Source organism: Sunxiuqinia elliptica (genome assembly GCF_900113005.1).
Lineage (GTDB): Bacteria > Bacteroidota > Bacteroidia > Bacteroidales > Prolixibacteraceae > Sunxiuqinia > Sunxiuqinia elliptica.
Genome location: NZ_FONW01000002.1, coordinates 904,386 through 922,944, shown reverse-complemented (window position 1 = coordinate 922,944; position 18,559 = coordinate 904,386). Strand labels below are relative to the sequence as shown.

The following is an 18,559-nucleotide window of genomic DNA, read 5'->3' as shown; positions in this document are numbered from 1 at the left end:
GTGTGACGAAGCACCCAGTTTTGCTTGACGCTTTCGATATACTCAGGAGTTCTTTGCCCTGGTGGTAATCCATACAGATCAGCTGGATTCAGGCCTTCCCACCACTTTCCTTTTCCATCTTCAATGGTCATGTGACCATCGTAGGGCTTGCCTTGATAAACTCCCGAAGTATCAGCGCCAAATGCCGGGAGCCACCAGGAAAGAAACCGATCATCGTGTGAACTCACGCCATACGGAATATCAAATTTCTTACAGGAAACCTCAAACTCTTTGATGATATCGCGTTTGGGGCCAACATTAACCGAATTCCAGGGATGGTAGGTCGAGTTGAAATTATCAAAGTGGTCATGATGATTCGCCAGTGCTACAAAATACTTTGCACCAAGACTTTTAAAGTACTTCACCAATGCATCAGTATCCAGCTTTTCGGCTTTCCACTCGTTGAGAACATCTTTGTATCCGATTTCAGAAGGATGCCCATAGGTTTTGCAATGGTACTCATAGGCGGCATCGCCCCATTGTTCGCGACCAACATCCTGCATATACATGTGACGGGCATACCAGCCTCCACCTTTTAAAGGCTCCGTTTGTGCTCCCCAATGGACCCAAATACCAAATCGGGCTTCGGTGTACCAACTTGGAAACTCATATTGATCCCTTAATTCTTCCCAGGAACGTTCCTGCTCTTGCGAAAAACACGGAACTGAACAAAGTAATAGCATTATTAATGAAAAATAGCGCTTTATTGTTTGCATATTTTAACCTTTATATTATTCATTGATTTTTAAAGACATATAGGACTTAAGCTTAAATTAATCTGCTATAATGGATAACTTATCTCAGAATATTAATCTATTCAAATGCAAGCACATCATTCACCGCTTTTGCCAATGAAAGCTCATTGCTGTATGTCACATCTGTGGCAATATCCCAACTCATTATTCCTTTGTATTTATTCTGCTTCGCAAACAGAGCTTTTTTGCGTATAGTTTCCTGCCCATCAAAGGTATATGTTTTACCATTGTATGTAACCTGATCCTGAAGTGGAGAACTAATTAGCCCGGCATCTACAAAATTAAGATACGCAGCAGATGATCTGTTGCCATTACTTTCAACACCATAAAAAGGTACTCCAAGAACTAATTTTTCTTTAGGAATACCGTAATCAACAACAGCATTACTTTTACTCACAAATTCATCATAATCAAATAATGAAGGTTGAGGTCCATAAACCTGAAGGGAAATGAAATCTGTTTTATTAATCGCCAACTGACTAATTTTATAATAGTAAGCGTGCAATGATACCGAATAAGTAACATCCGATGTCGCTAACTTTTCACCCAGTTCAACAATTGCCTTGCTGTAATTATTATATTCCTGGGTGGATTCACACCATTCAAAATCGAGATCTACTCCATCCCAAGCGTATTGAGATATAAAATCGGATACGCTGTTTACAAAAGTTGTACGGGAAGTGGCATTCCCAACAACTGTTTTCCAGTCTCCGCCGGCCATTCCAACGCGTAGTTTAATATCTTTACCTGTAAGTGTAGTGCGCAACTCATCATAAATAGTTCTCCATGACTGAGCATCTTTACCCGGATCAGAAGAATTGTCGTATGTCCAGTAAGCAAGCGTTTTACTGGAGTTCCAATCTGTTTTTCGCAACTTAATCCCATTGTTCATATATCCAGAGACCGTACCAGCCGGCAAAAACAAACTACTTATAAATGTTTCATCCAACTTAGCATCAATCCCAGAGCCTATATGAAAAGCTTCCCGGATAAAAGGAACAGAGCTTGGAAAATCTGAAGCTACCACAACATTATCTAACAAAGTCCCGTCTATATAACAGGCAACACGTTCAGCAGTACCTTTATTCCCGTTGTATCCTAAAGCAAAATGATGCCATCCGTTCAATACATTGTCAGCATGAATAGTAACACTTTTACCGTTGATGTTAAACTCGAAAACGCCAACGGCATCACTCATTTTACAATAGACACTCCCACTTTCATTGGCCTTTTTAAAAATAAAACCTCCGGGAGTCCAGTTATCCAGCGAAAGCCAAGTTCCAAAAGTAAACTGTTTATATGAACCATCTGATCCTCCGGCAATTTTAACGTTATTCAAGAGGTCAAAACCAACATTCATATCTGCATCTGTTCCATTAAAATCGATGACTCCATTTCGATTATCAAAATCTTTTAGATAACTGGCATTAGAAAAAGAAGCCTGGTTATCAGGAAGATCAAAAAAAAGGGTTCCATCTGTATAAGGTCTGAATGCGATCATGATCAGGTCGTCATAGGCCAAAACCGACTCATCAGAAACACGACCGGTCTCGTAAAAATTTAACCTTATATAGGAACTAAAGAATTTCTCGTAGGATGTATCATCATTGTCCGTATTATTATCTGGTTCTTCCAAGACGACTGATTCTCTATCACATGAGCTTAATAAAAAAGAACAAAAAATGATTAATACGCGAAGTAATATATTTATTGAATTCATAATAGTATTTTTTTACTTGTGTATTGTTCTATGTATTTGGGGACTTCTACTAATTGGCTTATTTATAACATTGGGGATAAAAATCTTATCCCCAATGTTATAAATAAGCCAATCAATACGATTACTAATAGCCAGGATTTTCCACAAGGTTTGGATTATCAGAAATTCGTCCTAACCCAAATGGGAAATAATAAAAACGTTCTTCGAAAATATGAGGATCAGATCCATCTGCATTTTTGACGGTTATAATATAGTTTTCACCATCAGTGGCATCAAAATCATAGGTAAATACTAATCCCTTATAAACTCGATTTAATTCATCATAAGCAGTTCTCCATCTTCTTAAATCCCAAAAGCGCTGGTCTTCAAAAACCAACTCCACCTGACGCTCCTTACGAATTAATTCTTCCGTGATTTCTGTTAGTGGAAACATACCTGCACGTGCACGTACTTCGTTCACCAACGCAAGTGCCTCTCCTGACTTGTTTAGATAGAATGCTGCTTCAGCTTTGTTAAGAAGTACTTCAGCATATCTGAAAACATGATAATCGGTGCTACTATAGCCTGCAATCGGATTTACATGATTTTCGTCAATTCTTTTACGGGTAATAAATCCAGTACGCTGCCAGTTCCGGTTTGGACCGGCTGTTGGAACCTCTGAATCTTCAGGTCGGGTACCGACAGACTTTTGGTGCATCCAAACTGTTTGCCCCTGAAATTGACTTTCAGGATAAAAAACTGAAGCTCTAAACCGAGGATCACGTTTTCCAAACAAGTCATGAATATCCCAATGGTTTTCCCCGTTGAATTCGGCGCGGTCAATCATACCAGATCTTCCATCAACAAAATCAAAATATTCCACCATTTCCAAATATGGGTTATAATTGGAGTTCCATGAAGCAAACCCCATAGGCATACCTATATTATCATACATATGTCCTTTACCAGCAGCTCCGTCAAATAATACAGATAAAATAGGTTCTGGATTTTCACTTTCATCCAAAAATAAATTAATGTAGTTCTGCACCGGATCGGAATTTTTGTTATACAGTGCATATTTCCCACTTAAAATAACGGATTGGGCTGCATTATACGCTTTTTGCCAGTATTCGTCCGCCTCAGCTGAATTCATTCCAAGCAATCCATCCAGTTGAACACTTCCACCGAATTCTCCAACACTTGCAGCATAGAGCATTACACGACTCTTGAATGTATACGCAGCGTATTTATTTACGCGACCAGCTTCTGTTTCCTCTGGTAATGCTTCAGCAATTACTTCCAATTCAGTATCAAGATAATCATAGATATCTTTTTCACTGTTTCTTGCAACAAACAAATCATCTACATCTTTGTCTTGGGGGGCTAGAATTAAAGGGACACCGCCAAAACGACGAACCATCTCAAAATAACACCACGCTCGAAGAAACTTAGCTTCTGCCGACTTAATCTTAATAATCTCGGGATCAAGAATTTCATTGGATTCGATTTTCTGTATAAAGTCATTGTAGGCTCTAATGTTACCATAAACCCAATAATCATATTTTCTTGATCCATTTTCATCCGGCAGATTATAAGTGATCTGCCAAGGATCCTGCCAAGGGCCAAACGCTCTGGCCTCTCCACCTATTTGCCACCAAGCTCCTAAATTATGATTTGAACCGCCTTGATACTGAAAATCAGTACGGCTATACAAATCGGCAAGAAGAGCATCAACAAGATTGGGGTCTTTAAAAACATCCACCTCCGAAATCAAACTTTTGGGAGACTTATCCAGAAAATCATCGCTACAGTTTACAAATAGCAGTGACAATAAGCCAAATAAAATTATATCTGTTATTTTTTTCATTTTTTTACATTTTATAAATAAAACCCTATAATACGATATTCAATCCTACGGTAATCGATCGTTGGTTTGGAAAGACCAATGTAGTAGTACCAACACCTGAAAACTCCGGATCAAAACTATCTTTATAAATACCAAGCTTACTTAAGGTTAGTAAGTTTGTTCCACTAACAAAAACTGAAGCCCCTTCAAGGACACCCTTGATTAACCGAGTTGGAATTTTATACGAAACACTGAGGCTTTTCAACCTGAGATAAGTCCCATCCTTCAGCCATAAATCTGACATCTTAGTATTGTTGCCCATTAGACCATTAGAATGGATTCCTGGTAATTCAGCATCAGGATTAATGTTTTTAGTTGGATTAGCTGGATCATCCGGTGTCCACCTGTATTTCTCATAGAATTTTTGAGGGACTACACCGTTGTTCAAGAATGGACTACGTGCAGCACTGGTAATAGACATGTTAAAACGACTAGCCCCTTGCCATAGCATATCAGCACTAAAATTCTTATAAGTACCAGCTAACCTTAGCCCATAAGACATATTTGGGAAACTACCATAGCCCAGCTCAACCTGATCCCTGAAATTAATTTCACCATCATCATTTACGTCTTTGTAGATAATGTCTCCCGGTTTCAGAGTCGAATTACCATGTTGATCCTGGTCGTAAGGGAGTTCATCAATTTCCGCTTGAGAATTAAAGAAACCGTCAGTCAAGTAACCGAATATACGGTTGGTCCATTGCCCAGATTTTTGATAAATTCGAATTTGATCAGGATCAGTGTATTCTTCTTCTTCATAATGATCCCATTTTGCCCGACTAAATGTAAGGTTGCCTGAGATAGTGTATTTAAACTTTCCTGTTTCCCCTTGATAGGTTAACGTTGCATCATAGCCTCGGTTATTCTGACTGTTTATATTTTCTTGCGGTAACGAAAGTCCGAATGTACTTGGGATCTGGGCAGTTGAATTTGCCAAAATACCTTCCCTCTCTCGATAGAAAACATTCCCTTCAAAAACAACTTTACTGTTCAAAAGTGAAACATCGACACCTAAATTATAGGTCGTCACATTTTCCCAGGTTGCATTAGGGTTTGGTAAACCGGTGGCTCTTATTCGAGCATACGCCTCATTATTTCCAAACAGGAATGGATCTCCTCCCTGTACATTAAAACCAATAAGATGTTGAAAAGCATTATCGATATTATCGACCCCTGCTTCTGAGTAGGATCCTCTCAATTTCAAATTATTTACAACATCTGTATTGAAAAAAGGCTCTTCACTAATTCTCCACCCTGCCGATACACTTGGAAAGAATCCCCAACGGCTGTCTGAAGGAAATTTAGAACTAGCATCGAAGCGAAAAGTCCCCGATAACAGGTATTTATCTTTGTAGCTATAATTTAAACGACCTGCATAACTCCGACGCGCAGTTTCACTTGAACCTCCAGAGACATTCTGTCCTGTTTCGCTTCCGGCAAAAAATTCATTCAATTCTTTTGAAAGAAACTGCCCCCTGTAGCCACTAAAATACACACTACGATTGTCAATTTGCTCGGCAAGCAACATCGCATTTATCTTGTTATTTTCATCAATTTCAGTGTCATATTCGGCTGAAATTAGGGGATAAACCTGGATATATTTATTAAATTTTTCTGTCAAACTTCCTCCGTCTGTTTCTCTACTGTGCAAAACGAACGGAATCCCCTCTCCATCAAGCGTATAAATATCAAACTTCAAACCTCTACGCTTATTAAATTGACCATTATACAGATACGATAATTTTGCTTTCAACGACAAGCCTTTGATAAAGGGCAAGTCGTATTTAAGGCTCATGTTCCCGCTAAAAATATCATTACTTATTTCTTCAAATCCGGATATGTTTCTTTCAGAAAAACCATCAATGGATGTCTGGTCATTTCCATGATAGGAAGCCATCTCATCGCCTGGCACATAAGGATAAATAGGTTGTGCAAAATCCAATCCATTAAAAATATCAGAAACAGGAAGAGCCAATCGGTCTCTGAATTCGTTTCTATAAGCCAAATCGAGTGTGTATGTCAGGCTCTCAGCTATTTCTGCATCAATATTGGCTCTTGCACTGTAGCGTTTGAATGACACATCATCAGAAGCAAGAATACTTCGTTGATCAAAATGCCCTAAAGAGGTAAAGAATTTAATCTTTTCACTCCCCCCTCTTACTGATAGGTTATTCTCAATCATTGGAGCATCATCCCTAAACAATACTTCAGCCCAATCGGTATTGTAATAACCGGGAGCTCCATTTTTAAAATTATCCACAACCTCTGGAGTAAGAGGGACCAATTGCCCACCAACACTTATCAATGGATCAATACCATCTGCTAGGTTTGCTTCTCGCCACATCTCGGCAAAACCACCCGCATCTACATAATTAGGGTTAACTACCGGGCGTTGTAGTGAATAACTGTTCTTAAATTCAATAACAGGTTTTCCTATTTTACCACGCTTAGTAGTAACTAAAACAACCCCATTTCCAGCCCTTGAACCATAAATAGCCGCAGCAGCATCTTTTAAAACCGTAATCGATTCAATTTCGTTCGGATCAATCCGATTGAAACTGGTTTCAATACCATCTACCAATACCAACGGAGTGCCGAATCCTCGAACCGAAATATTAACATTATCGCTACCCGGCATACCTGAAGTCTGTTTTGTAATCACGCCTGGCATTCTTCCGGCAATAGCAATAGCAGCATTACCAACAGGGGCTACTGTTAATTCATCGCTATTAATTTGGGTAACAGAACCTGTTAAACTTACTTTTTTTTGAGTACCGTAACCAACCGCAACTACTTCTTCCAATCCAATCGCATCATCGTCCATTGTCACTTTAATTGTTGACTGATTACCAACAACAACCTCCTGAGTTCGCATCCCCACAAAAGAAAATACTAAAGTCCCACTAACAGAAACATCATCAATCGAATAATTCCCATCAAAGTCAGTGACTGCCCCTTTAGTTGTTCCTTTAACCAAGACAGTTACTCCGGGAAGTGGTTGTCCGGATGTGTCGGTCACGTTTCCAGAAATCTTTCGTTTTTGTTGTCCAGAAAACTCTCCAGCTTGTGGTTTGATAATTACATTCTTTCCTGCAAGGTGGTAATCGACAGACAAAGTTTTCTCAAAGTAGTCTAAGACTTGTTCGAGTGTTTTATTCTTAAACTCGACATCTACCAATTGCGTATCATCCACCTCTTCTTTATTGTAAAAGAAATAGACATCCGATTTCTGCTCAATGGCATCAAAAACCTCAGCAATCGTAACCTTAGTCATTTTGAGATTGAGTTTGGCATTTTGAGCATTCACTCCCGCAGCCACTGGGAAAACCGATATGAGCAATAGTAAAAAATTTAGCTTCATAATTAATCTCAGTTTTTTGAGCGTAGGCATACTACCTCCACTCGAACATGGAATTTTTTTCATAAATTTGATTGTTAATCGTTAAAAAATGATTTTCGTTTTTTACAGCAGGATTAGTTGGCGCTAGTCCTGTTGTTTTTTCATATTCTCATCGTTAGTCTGTTCTTTTCATCGCATAAAATTTTGAAGAATTAGTTATGTATTTGGGATATCGGTTATTCCATCCAAATGTCGCGTCCTTCCACCCGGAAACGAATCGATGTTGTTTGCTCGATAGCTTCTAAAGCATCTAAAATATTCTGATCATATTCGAAAGTTCCCCGAAAGTGCGTCTCCCCCATTGCCTCATTTTTCAGGTGAAACCGCACCTTATAAAATCGTTCTAAATGATAAATAATGGTTTTCAGATCAGCATCTTTGAAAACAAACTTTCGGTCGCGCCAAGCCGTGTGCAAATAGGTATCTGTTTCCTGAATCTGAATATTCCTTTTCTCTGAATTATAAACAGCACTCTCTCCCGGTTTTATTTTAACGGGGGCCTGATTGGGATAATCGATCAATCGCATTTCAATGGCGCCTTCTTCCAGCACAGCTTCTGTGTGATTTTCGTCTGGATAAGCCCGCACATTAAATGAGGTTCCGAGCACTTTCACCTGCAACTTACTGGTTTTTAACACAAATGGTTTTTCTGGATTTTTACTAACCTTGAAATATCCTTCACCAATCAGTTCAACATTTCGCTGGTTTCCCTGAAACGAAGGATCATAACGCAATGAAGAGCCGGCATTTAACCAAACATGTGTTCCATCTGCCAGTATACTTTCTGCCACCTGCCCTTCCGGTGCGATCAACTCGCTATAAAGCTCCACCGAATGAATGGACTTGTTTCCCAAATACCAGCCAAGTGCCAATAGTAAAGGCATTGCAATAACTGCAGCAGCCTGCATCCATCGTTGCAAAAGGCGTTTCTTCGGGATATGTCGTTCTTCTTTTTGAATTGTTGTTTTTACGTTTGATAAAGCCCGCTGAACATCCTGGCTACTTATCGGTCGCTTGCTATTTTTCCAAATGCGACGAATCTGCTCAAAGTTTTTCCGGTTTTGTTCGCTGAAACAAATCCACGCTTCAAGCTGAGCCTGCTCTTCAGGCTTGGCCTCACCACTAAGCTTTCGGGTAATCAAAAATTCGATGTGTTGATCATCCATTCGTTGGGACATATTGCTTGATTAAATAAACACTTTACCCCTGAGACGTATTCAAAAGCAAATCCCCTGAAAAGAAAATCAGTTTTTTTTCGAAAAAATAAAGACAAGAAGATTAAAGTACTGTGAATCTGAAACTTTTGTTCTTATTTTTTTTAAGGCAATGCTCATTTGTGTCTCTACCGTTTTCACTGAAATTTCAAGTTGCGAAGCTATTTCGGCATACTTCAGTCCTTCAAAACGACACAAAACAAAAATTTCCCGACACCTTTCCGGAAGCTCTTGAATGGCTGTATTGATCTTATCATTTAGTTCGGCAAGCTCCAATTGATCCAAAAAGACGGCTTCTTCCTGCTTAAAACTTAGCTCCTGCAGGTATTCCGATTCCACTTTTCGATGCCTCAACCAATCCAAGGCTTGATTTCTAACCGATCGAAATAAAAATCCTTTCAAGGAATACACCACATCCAAGCGAGCCCGTTTCAGCCAAAGATCAACAAACACCTGCTGTACGATTGAACTGGATTGATCGTAATCATGAATGATGTTATCAGCAAAAAAACACAACCTGGAATAATAAGACTCGAACGCTTTATTAAAGGCCGCCTCATCTCCTTCCTTGATTTTTAAGAATAGTGTTTTATCGCTTAGCTGAGTCATCGAGGCAAAAATAGCGAATAAAATTTCTTGATTTCTAAAATTTTAAAATACATTTTTAAGAGGCCCTCCAAACTTTTTATCCAATAAAATTTAAACCGATTGTTGGATGTCTTAGGCTAATGGTGTATAATTGATGCTGAAAAAGAACGTACTATGAACTGGGATTTTGCCCATCAGAAATTTACCTTGCTTGATCAAAAATCAGATCGTTATTTTATGATTCTGGTTTGTCTTGTTTTTGGCGTTCTTTTTATCAATGTCTTTGTTCCTTTCAATATTAACCGGTGGTATTCCGACTCTGGTTTTATCCAATTTCTGCGGCTTTCGAGCTATGGTTTTGTCGTTTCCCTGGTTCTTTTATTCACCCAATTTCCACTTCGCAAGCTCTTTGATGTAAAATCGTTTACCCTGAAGACCTACTCTTTTTGGGTAGTGATTGAGATTTTATTGATGAGCTTAGTTTACATTTTCCTGTATGGAAATCCCTTGGGAAACTTCATGAATGATTTCATCTTTTCAATAAAATACACCCTACTTGGAATCTGTGTGCCCTATTCGTTTGCCTTGCTGATTATCTATTATCGCAAGCAGCAAGTCAAAATCCGAACCATGAGCGACCAGATGCAAACTCCGATTCAAAATCAGCTAATCGCTTTTAAAGATGAGTATGGGAAGGTTAAGTTCTCACTAGCACTGGAAGACATTCTTCTACTTGAGTCTACCGACAATTATGTTACTGTTTATTTTAAAGCAGGTGAAAAAATAGAGCGTCAACTGTTACGAAATTCGTTGAAAAAGCTAGAACATACCTTCGCTGATTATGGAATCGCTCGTTGTCATCGTTCTTTTATGATCAACCTTGCTAAAATTGAAATGATTCGAAAACAAGGGAAAAAGCTACAGCTCAAATTAAAAAGTTTGGAACGCAACATTCCTGTTTCTGAAAAATATTCACCCCAGATTGAAGCTATTTCATCCCCGGAACTGCCATTTCATCCCTAAATAGCCAAGTTGCCCCCTATTATTTGGACAGTTCAAATAACTGATTCACTTTTGCTTGCATAAACCTTAAAACAAACGACAATGAAAAAGCTAATGATTCTTGTTTTTATGATTGGTATGATACCTTTTTTCGCCAATGCAGTAAGTAGTTCAAGCAATACTCCCGTGCTAGGTGAATGGAAATACGAAGTTCCTTCGGCTCCTTATGGCTACGAAAAAGGAGTTTTAGTTATCTCCGAAAAAGACAACCAGCTGGTTGGTGAAGTAAAACTTCCGGATGGGTACAAAATCGAGTTAAAAAAGCTCACATTTGAAGATGGTATTTTTAGCTGTGGGCTTTATGTCGACTATGAGTACGTGAAAGTAAAAGTACAAATCGATGGCCAAAAGATGTCGGGCAATGTGGATACGTCTCAAGGTCAAATGACTCTGACAGCCAAAAAAGTTGAGTCATCGAAATAACAACTGCCTTGCCTTTCAGCCCTGAAAACAATTCGCAAATAACTTACAAGCAATTACTATTTGTTGAACCAACCAACTTCTAAACAAACCAACAGGCAGCCAACTCAATTTGAATTGACTGCCTGTTTTCATTTTATCGTTATCCTCCTTGAACCTTACAGCCAAGGATCATTCATGTCTTTTAGCAAGGCTTCCAGTTCCTGCTCCATTTGTTGATCCAGCTCCGAATTCTGTCCCCAGATATTCGTCAACTGGTACGGATCTTCTTTGTCGTGATACAAGTAATAATACTTCTCACCATCTTTTCCTTTTGATACTGCAAATGTGTATTCTTTATTTCGGAACCCTCTTTTACCACCGCCCGGATTGTCCGGATTGGCGCCAAAGTAAAGCTGCTTATCGGGTCGAACAATCTTTTCGTCAGTAAATACCCCAGAATAATCTTTGCCTTCTACTTCCTGAGGAATTGACTCACCTAAGCCCAGCAGTCCCAGCATGGTTGGCATGTAATCCGGAACGCTGATCAACAAATCATCTGTTTTTGCTTTCAGCGCTTTGGGGTAATGAACAATGAGCGGAATTTCGTAGGCTTCTTTAAACCATACATTTTTGTGCATTAAGCCATGACTACCCATCATTTCGCCGTGATCAGCTGAAAAAACAATGATGGTATTCTCGTATAAGTCCAGGCGTTTTAACTCTGCAATCACCCGTCCAATTTGGTCATCAACACCTTCAACCATGGCAAAATAGTCCGGAGCTAAATGAATTTTTTGCTCAACCCCACGATCACCTCCTTTGACATCGCGATTTGATGTAAATTCGACATTCTCCCGATTCAACACTTCACGATAATTCCGGTTGCCATAGGCTTTTTTGTAATGCTCTGGCACCTCGTCGAAAGGCGTATGTGGCGGATTAATGGACCAAAACATAGCAAAAGGCTTATCCGAATCGCGCTCTTGCTGGCTATTCCTCAGGTAATTAATCAAAATATCCGCCTCATGTTCCGGCGACCACTGATCAACCACCACTGGCTCGTCCTCAGGCGAATTGGTTGCCCAATAATACGGTTGATTGTGCCGCCCATGGGTTCCATAAGCATACCAAAAGCTAAAGCCATGCCGATGGTCTGGCGGACACCAAGTATCCCAAACAACCGGTTCTCCCTTGGCAGTAGGAGTTGGCCCATCCAAATGCCACTTCCCCACATACCCGGCACTGTAACCATTTTCGACCAACACATCCGAGAAACAGATTTCCTCTTTTTTCAGGTAATTCCCATACTCCGTTCTTGCAGAATTACAGTTCGAAATAACGCCATTTGAAAGCGGATACTTCCCGGTAAGTAACATGCCACGGTATGGACTACACAAGGGATGATTAGCTACCGCCTTGCTAAAAAACACTCCTTTTGAGGCCAAACTATCCAAGTTGGGAGTGTTGACCGGATCTTCATTCAAAAAACCTAAAGAGGCTCGACGATACTGGTCTGCAAAAATAAATAACAGGTTTGGTGAAGCTTTACGCTCATCTTCCGTTTGCATTTTTACACAAGACGAAAACAAAGAAGCCAAAGCCAGAAAAGTTATAAATCGATTCTTCATAAGTTCATCTTCAAACTAAGAGTTGCTAATTCATTCTTTATTCAATGGTGTAAAATTAGAGAATTTACAGCAATAGTGCAATCGATTGTACTCCCATCTGTTGTTTATTTACTCACCTCCTTATAAAAACGAAAGTCATTCTGCCTAAAAAAGACAGAATGACTTTGCAAATTACTGGTTTGAAACTTAAAGGAAGGAACAAGAAGCCGTCAACACGACTTCTTTTCCTTGTTGGATTTAGATTAGTTCAAACAGACCTCGCATTATGCATAATGCGAATCAAGAGTTAAATAGCTGATGTCAAAAAGTTACTGTAATTGTTCGCGCAGCCATCCCGGACGATTGGTTGTAATAGCGCTTACTCCCAAGTCGGCAACTCGTTTTGCTTCTTCCGGGTTGTCTACCGTCCAGCACCACACATCCAGTCCGAGTTCCTTTGCTTTGTTCATTATATCCGCAGTAACCAGCTTTGCATTTACATCTATTCCTTCAAGACCTGCAGAGGCACATTCTTTAATTTTACTGTCTAAAGCTTTGGCCGATGATGTGAGCCAGTAACAGTCGTTATCCGGGAAAAGCTTTTTCGAAGAGAGGATGGTTTTCCAGTTAAAAGCAATAAATTTAACCTGCTTTACCTTGCCCGATTTTTTGATGGCTTTTTCTAAGGCCGGCATGATTTCAGGACCGGTTTTAATTTCGATAACTAAGTATCTGCCTTCGGGAATAATCTTCAGGACTTCTTCTACAAAGGGGATCTTTTCTCCAGCAAATTTTTCATCTTTCCAGGTACCGGCATCCAGCTTTCTAAGTTTTTTTGATTTTGTTTCCGAAACGACCAGGTCTACTCCGGTTGTTCTTTTCGTAGTTTTGTCGTGGATGGCTACCACCCGTTGATTGGGAGTCAGGTAAACGTCGATTTCAACGCCTTCAGCACCCAGTTCCCATCCGAGTTTGGCTGCTGCAATCGTGTTCTCTGGAGCCAGATAAGAAGCTCCTCGGTGAGCGACAAACTCCACTTGTGCCAACAAGGGGAAGCTTGTTGCAATTAAGAAAAATAAGAGAAATGTTGTTTTCATTCGATTTAAATTTGTTTGTTTTTATAGTCACTTTAATTTATTTGGGATTGGGTCGGTTCTGTCTGATTTTCCATTTTGTGGTTGAAAAATCAATCGAGGGATCGACAACGTCATCGCATTTTACAATGACTGCCCCTTCTTTTTCCCAGTAGGACTTTACCGTATATCCATTCATTGGGCCATCTTCTGAGCCACGAACAGTTTTGTCATCGGGATTAACAACGATTTTCAGTCCGGCTGATTCGTTGAGCATGTCCATGTCCCCACGGCTATTACCTCCAACAATTAGTGGTTTGGTCTTAATATAGGTTTCGATGGTATGTGCTTTGCCATCATCCTGTGGAATGGGGAGGATGATCTCATTGGTGGTTTTCCCTTCTTTTATAACACATTTTGCGCCCAGTATATTTACTTTAGGAATACCCAATTGTTCCGACACAAATTTCTGATAGAGGATTTCGGGAGAAGCGGTAAGTACCCAAACTTCAAAATTGTATTCTTTTAAATTGGCAATAAACTGTTTCATTTCCGGGAAAAACTTGCCTTCATATGCTTCTCGATAACAGTTGTAGCCTATCATCTCAATTTCATTGGGGGAAAGGCCTGCCAAAAAGTGAATCCGGTCTTCGACATAAGTTTTGCCAACATTGTCACCGCTTTCTACCATGCGATTGATTATCTGAAGCTTTTCCTTGCCCTCTTTATCGCTTCGCTTTTTTAATACCTGATCGACATAGCGGTAGAGCGCTTCGTCTGCCAGATAATGAGGAACCTGCCCAAAAGTTGTTCCGTCGCAATCGAAAACAGCCACTTTGCGCTCTTTCATCGTAAGCGTAGAATTCAAAAAGCTTTCAATTTTGTTATTTATCTCCTTGTTCCATCCGCTTACGGGACGGTAAGTTTGTGCCAGAACGCTTTGCAAGCCGCAGAAGACGATAACAGTCACTATTGTTAAGAACTTTTTCATTTTTAGGTTATCGGTATTCGTTTTTAGTTTGTGTGATTTCCAGACTGAGCTCCATTTTGGTTAAATGCTCTGTGCTCACTTAAGTGTTGTTTCTCTCTATTCCAGGTAAAAGCAGTGAATATAATTGAGATGACACAGGCTGAAAGCATTAATATGAAAGCAGCATCCCAACCCCAATAATCCACAATAAAACCGATTGCAATGTTGGCAAACAATGCTCCGCCCAAGTATCCAAAAAGTCCGGTAAGTCCGGCAGCTGTTCCCGCCGCTTTTTTCGGCACTAAATCCAAAGCTTGGACACCAATCAACATCACCGGACCGTATATCAAAAATCCAATAGCTATCAGTGCAATATTGTCAACTACAATATGCCCGGATGGATTTTTCCAATACATATAGATTGCGACCATTACCAAAAGCATGTAGATGACAATCGCAGGAGCTCGCCTTCCTTTAAACACTTTATCCGAAATCCACCCACACAATAATGTTCCCGGAATTCCGGCATACTCGTAAGCGAAGTACGCCCAGCCCGACTCGGAGATGGAAAAACCTTTGGCCTCGTCAAGATAGGTGGGAGCCCAATCGAGTACGCCGTAACGTACCAGGTAAATCATGGAATTGGCGATGGCTATCAGCCACAGAAACTTATTTTTAAGTACATACTTGAAGAATATTTCTTTAGCAGAAAATTCTTTTTCGAAACTTCTGTTGTAATCTTTTGGATAATCGTCACGAAAAGCCTCGATGTTAGGCAATCCACATGATTGTGGCGTATCTCTGATGAGCAGGTAGGCTATAAACGCAATAACAATGGCAATCATTGCCGGGAAATAAAGTTTACTGTTCCAATCACCAAAAATGGCGACACCTAATACGGCAAGAGGACCAATAAGGCCACCACCTACGTTGTGTGCCACATTCCAGATGGACATTTTTGTTCCTCGTTCGTTGGTTGAAAACCAGTGTACCATTGTACGTCCACAAGCCGGCCAGCCCATTCCCTGAAACCATCCATTAATAAAAATAACAATGAACATGATGGTTACAGAGGAGGTTAGAAGAGGCAGGGTTCCCATTCCCAGAATTGTTAATGCAGAAAAGAGCAAACCTAAACTAAGGAATAGCCGGGCATCGCTTCGGTCAGAGACTCCTCCCATGAGAAACTTGCTTAAGCCATAGGCAATTGAAACAGCTGAAGCGACAATCCCTAACTGCCCTTTGGTATACCCTTGGTCAATCAGATCGGGCATTACCAGTGAAAAATTCTTTCGAACTAAATAATAGCCGGCATAACCGATAAAAATGCCCATAAAAACCTGAAAACGTAGTCTTTTGTAGGTTGGATCAATCTTCGCTTCAGGCAATAGCTCTTTATGGGCCGGAGGCTTTAATATGTTTTTTAGCGTAAACATTCAATCTTTAGTTTATGTGGTTTTGTAATAAGATTTTTGAAAAGTTTTTTTCGAAAGTTCCTGTCTGTCATACTCAAACAAAGGCAATACTTTCCCATAGCACTCCCTAGGGGTACTTCTCCTTGTTGTTCTAATTGATCAGAGAATCAGCAGCAAGTCATAAAAAGGACTGCAGCAATTGCTCCACCAACAATAGGCGCAGCTACCGGAACAAATGCATAGTTCCAGTCGCTTGTCCCCTTTTCCTTTATGGGTAAAATCGCATGCATCAGGCGAGGCCCAAGGTCACGAGCAGGATTGATCGCATAGCCCGTTGTTCCTCCTAACGACAAACCGATGGCGGTAACCAACAGGGCAACCGGCAGTGCTCCAACGCTCCCCAAGCCAATTTTCATCTCAGGCAACCCGTTGGATAAAATGCTTGGTCCTTCGATGTATAAAATGACAAACACCAAAACAAAGGTTCCGACCACTTCGCTGAAAAAATTATTGGGCAATTTCCGAATAGCAGGCGATGTGGCAAAAGTGGCCAGAATAGCGCCTTGATCTGTTGTAGCATTGTAGTGATGGCGATAAAATAGCCACACGAGTAAAGCACCCGTTGCAGCACCGGCTAATTGGGCCAGAATAAAACTGGCGACTTTCATCCATGCAAATTTGCCGGCAATGGCCAAACCTAGTGTGACCGCGGGGTTGATATGAGCTCCGGAATATGGCCCGGCAATAATCACACCTGCAAAAACAGCCAGTCCCCACCCCAGTGTGATGACAATCCAGCCACCATTACTTCCTTTGGTATGGTTCAGCACGACATTCGCAACCACCCCATTTCCGAGAAGAATCAATATCATTGTTCCGATGAATTCAGCAAATAATTCGTTCATGTTGTTTGATTTTGAATGTGTTTCGTATTATTCCTCTTCCCATTTCATGGCTCTGGAAATTGCTTTTTCCCATCCGGCCAGCAATTTCTCCACCCGATCTGGATTCAGTTCTTTCTGAAAACACTCATCAACAGCCCATTGCTTTTTGATTTCATCCACATCTTTCCAAAAACCAACAGCTAAACCTGCCAGGTAGGCAGCACCCAGAGCGGTTGTTTCCAAAATGGTAGGGCGATAAACCGGTACGCCAAGCACATCCGCCTGAAACTGCATGAGCAAATTATTCACTACAGCACCACCATCCACACGCAACTCTTTGATGGGGTGACCAATATCTGCCTCCATTGCTTTCAGCACATCATAAGTTTGAAAAGCAATACTCTCCAACGCCGCCCGTGCAATATGACTGGCGTTTGATCCGCGGGTCAATCCAATAATAGCACCACGAGCATACTGGTCCCAATACGGAGCTCCCAACCCCGTCAAGGCCGGCACTAAATACACCTCTCCGTTATCTTCAACCTTTCGCGCAAGATCCTCCACTTCTGCCGATGACCGGATAATGCCCAGTTCATCGCGCAACCACTGAACAATTGAACCGGCGGTAAAAATACTTCCCTCAAGCGCATAGGTGGTTTCACCATTAATTTGCCAGGCAATCGTGCTCACCATATTGTTTTTAGATTCGATGACCTCTTGCCCCGTATTGCACAGCATGAAACAGCCTGTTCCGTAGGTATTTTTCACACTACCTACATCAAGACACATTTGCCCAAAGGTGGCAGCCTGCTGATCGCCTGCAATTCCCGCAATTGGAATCGGCTTGGAAGCAAGTTCTCCATTGCTATAGCCATACACTTCGGAAGAAGACTTAACACTTGGCAAAACGCTCGCGGGTATGCCCATTAAATTGAGCAATTCCTCATCCCATGAAAGCGTTCGAATATTGTACAACATGGTTCGGCTAGCATTCGTTACATCGGTTACGTGCAATTTTCCGCCGGTCAAATTCCAAATCAACCAGCTATCAACGGTTCCAAAGGCCAATTCTCCTTTTTGAGCCTTCTCCATCGCCCCATCAACCTGATTAAGAATCCAGCGCAGTTTCGTTCCCGAAAAATAAGAATCGATTACCAGCCCTGTTTTGTACTGAATAGTTTCCGCCCACTTTCCGGCTTTAAGTTCATCGCAGTACTTTGAAGTTCGCCGGTCTTGCCAAACAATGGCATTGTAAATCGGCTTTCCGGTAGCCCGGTCCCAAACAACTACAGTTTCCCGTTGGTTGGTAATACCGATTGCTTCAATAGTAGCGTTATCATTCTCAACCTGGGCCAAAACCTCCTTGGCAGTTTCAAACTGCGTATTCCAAATTTCAATCGGATCATGTTCAACCCAGCCGGGCTTTGGGTAGTGTTGCGTATACTCTTTCTGGCTGGAAGCAATGATCTGCCCGATATGATTAAAAAGAATAGACCTTGAACTGGTCGTTCCCTGATCCAAGGACAAGATAAAACGATTTGACAT

At 40.8% G+C, this 18,559-nt stretch carries 13 protein-coding genes and 1 pseudogene; 2 read left to right on the top strand and 12 right to left on the bottom strand.

Annotated elements, in window-relative coordinates; translation table 11 throughout:
• From BM156_RS08500 to BM156_RS08475, 6 genes are all read right to left on the bottom strand, one after another.
• A partial coding sequence (locus tag BM156_RS08500) for an alpha-L-fucosidase (RefSeq protein ID WP_170846901.1) occupies positions 1-755 on the bottom strand: 755 nt, incomplete at its 3' end.
• Positions 756-852: 97 nt separating this feature from the next.
• Entirely contained in the window at positions 853-2,514 is a 1,662-nt protein-coding gene (locus BM156_RS08495; protein ID WP_093919394.1) for a glycoside hydrolase family 18 protein, read from the bottom strand.
• Between the two features lie 124 nt (positions 2,515-2,638).
• On the bottom strand, positions 2,639-4,360 hold the full coding sequence (locus BM156_RS08490) for a RagB/SusD family nutrient uptake outer membrane protein (RefSeq protein WP_093919393.1): 1,722 nt from the start codon (positions 4,358-4,360) through the stop codon (positions 2,639-2,641).
• Between the two features lie 25 nt (positions 4,361-4,385).
• Positions 4,386-7,760, bottom strand: a complete 3,375-nt coding sequence (locus BM156_RS08485) for a SusC/RagA family TonB-linked outer membrane protein (protein ID WP_170846900.1) — start codon at positions 7,758-7,760, stop codon at positions 4,386-4,388.
• Between the two features lie 215 nt (positions 7,761-7,975).
• Positions 7,976-8,977, bottom strand: coding sequence for a FecR family protein (locus BM156_RS08480; protein WP_093919391.1), 1,002 nt, complete (start codon positions 8,975-8,977; stop codon positions 7,976-7,978).
• A 66-nt stretch (positions 8,978-9,043) separates the two neighbouring features.
• Positions 9,044-9,622, bottom strand: coding sequence for an RNA polymerase sigma-70 factor (locus BM156_RS08475; RefSeq protein WP_093919390.1), 579 nt, complete (start codon positions 9,620-9,622; stop codon positions 9,044-9,046).
• Between the two features lie 153 nt (positions 9,623-9,775).
• Between BM156_RS08475 and BM156_RS08470 the strand changes: the two genes are divergently transcribed.
• Together BM156_RS08470 and BM156_RS08465 are read left to right on the top strand one after the other, a co-directional pair.
• On the top strand, positions 9,776-10,624 hold the full coding sequence (locus BM156_RS08470) for a LytR/AlgR family response regulator transcription factor (RefSeq protein WP_093919389.1): 849 nt from the start codon (positions 9,776-9,778) through the stop codon (positions 10,622-10,624).
• A gap of 81 nt (positions 10,625-10,705) precedes the next feature.
• On the top strand, positions 10,706-11,086 hold the full coding sequence (locus BM156_RS08465) for a hypothetical protein (protein WP_093919388.1): 381 nt from the start codon (positions 10,706-10,708) through the stop codon (positions 11,084-11,086).
• A 155-nt stretch (positions 11,087-11,241) separates the two neighbouring features.
• Here the strand turns inward: BM156_RS08465 and BM156_RS08460 are convergent, their stop codons facing one another.
• From BM156_RS08460 to glpK, 6 genes and pseudogenes are all read right to left on the bottom strand, one after another.
• Positions 11,242-12,693, bottom strand: coding sequence for a sulfatase family protein (locus tag BM156_RS08460; RefSeq protein ID WP_093919387.1), 1,452 nt, complete (start codon positions 12,691-12,693; stop codon positions 11,242-11,244).
• A gap of 308 nt (positions 12,694-13,001) precedes the next feature.
• Positions 13,002-13,769, bottom strand: a complete 768-nt coding sequence (locus tag BM156_RS08455; RefSeq protein WP_093919386.1) for a glycerophosphodiester phosphodiesterase — start codon at positions 13,767-13,769, stop codon at positions 13,002-13,004.
• Positions 13,770-13,806: 37 nt separating this feature from the next.
• On the bottom strand, positions 13,807-14,736 hold the full coding sequence (locus BM156_RS08450; protein ID WP_093919385.1) for an HAD family hydrolase: 930 nt from the start codon (positions 14,734-14,736) through the stop codon (positions 13,807-13,809).
• Positions 14,737-14,759: 23 nt separating this feature from the next.
• Complete coding sequence (gene glpT, locus BM156_RS08445; protein ID WP_093919384.1) at positions 14,760-16,151, bottom strand: glycerol-3-phosphate transporter; 1,392 nt, start codon at positions 16,149-16,151, stop codon at positions 14,760-14,762.
• A gap of 146 nt (positions 16,152-16,297) precedes the next feature.
• Positions 16,298-17,038 (bottom strand): annotated as a pseudogene (locus BM156_RS08440) (MIP/aquaporin family protein); the annotation flags it as partial.
• Between the two features lie 24 nt (positions 17,039-17,062).
• Positions 17,063-18,559 (bottom strand): glycerol kinase GlpK, encoded by a 1,497-nt coding sequence (gene glpK / locus BM156_RS08435; protein ID WP_093919382.1) that lies wholly within the window; start codon positions 18,557-18,559, stop codon positions 17,063-17,065.

Coding starts and splice junctions, on each gene's coding strand:
- BM156_RS08495 (WP_093919394.1), bottom strand. CDS start 2,514: ATGAATTCAATAAATATATTACTTCGCGTATTAATCATTTTTTGTTCT.
- BM156_RS08490 (WP_093919393.1), bottom strand. CDS start 4,360: ATGAAAAAAATAACAGATATAATTTTATTTGGCTTATTGTCACTGCTA.
- BM156_RS08485 (WP_170846900.1), bottom strand. CDS start 7,760: ATGAAGCTAAATTTTTTACTATTGCTCATATCGGTTTTCCCAGTGGCT.
- BM156_RS08480 (WP_093919391.1), bottom strand. CDS start 8,977: ATGTCCCAACGAATGGATGATCAACACATCGAATTTTTGATTACCCGA.
- BM156_RS08475 (WP_093919390.1), bottom strand. CDS start 9,622: ATGACTCAGCTAAGCGATAAAACACTATTCTTAAAAATCAAGGAAGGA.
- BM156_RS08470 (WP_093919389.1), top strand. CDS start 9,776: ATGAACTGGGATTTTGCCCATCAGAAATTTACCTTGCTTGATCAAAAA.
- BM156_RS08465 (WP_093919388.1), top strand. CDS start 10,706: ATGAAAAAGCTAATGATTCTTGTTTTTATGATTGGTATGATACCTTTT.
- BM156_RS08460 (WP_093919387.1), bottom strand. CDS start 12,693: ATGAAGAATCGATTTATAACTTTTCTGGCTTTGGCTTCTTTGTTTTCG.
- BM156_RS08455 (WP_093919386.1), bottom strand. CDS start 13,769: ATGAAAACAACATTTCTCTTATTTTTCTTAATTGCAACAAGCTTCCCC.
- BM156_RS08450 (WP_093919385.1), bottom strand. CDS start 14,736: ATGAAAAAGTTCTTAACAATAGTGACTGTTATCGTCTTCTGCGGCTTG.
- glpT (WP_093919384.1), bottom strand. CDS start 16,151: ATGTTTACGCTAAAAAACATATTAAAGCCTCCGGCCCATAAAGAGCTA.
- glpK (WP_093919382.1), bottom strand. CDS start 18,559: ATGTCAAATCGTTTTATCTTGTCCTTGGATCAGGGAACGACCAGTTCA.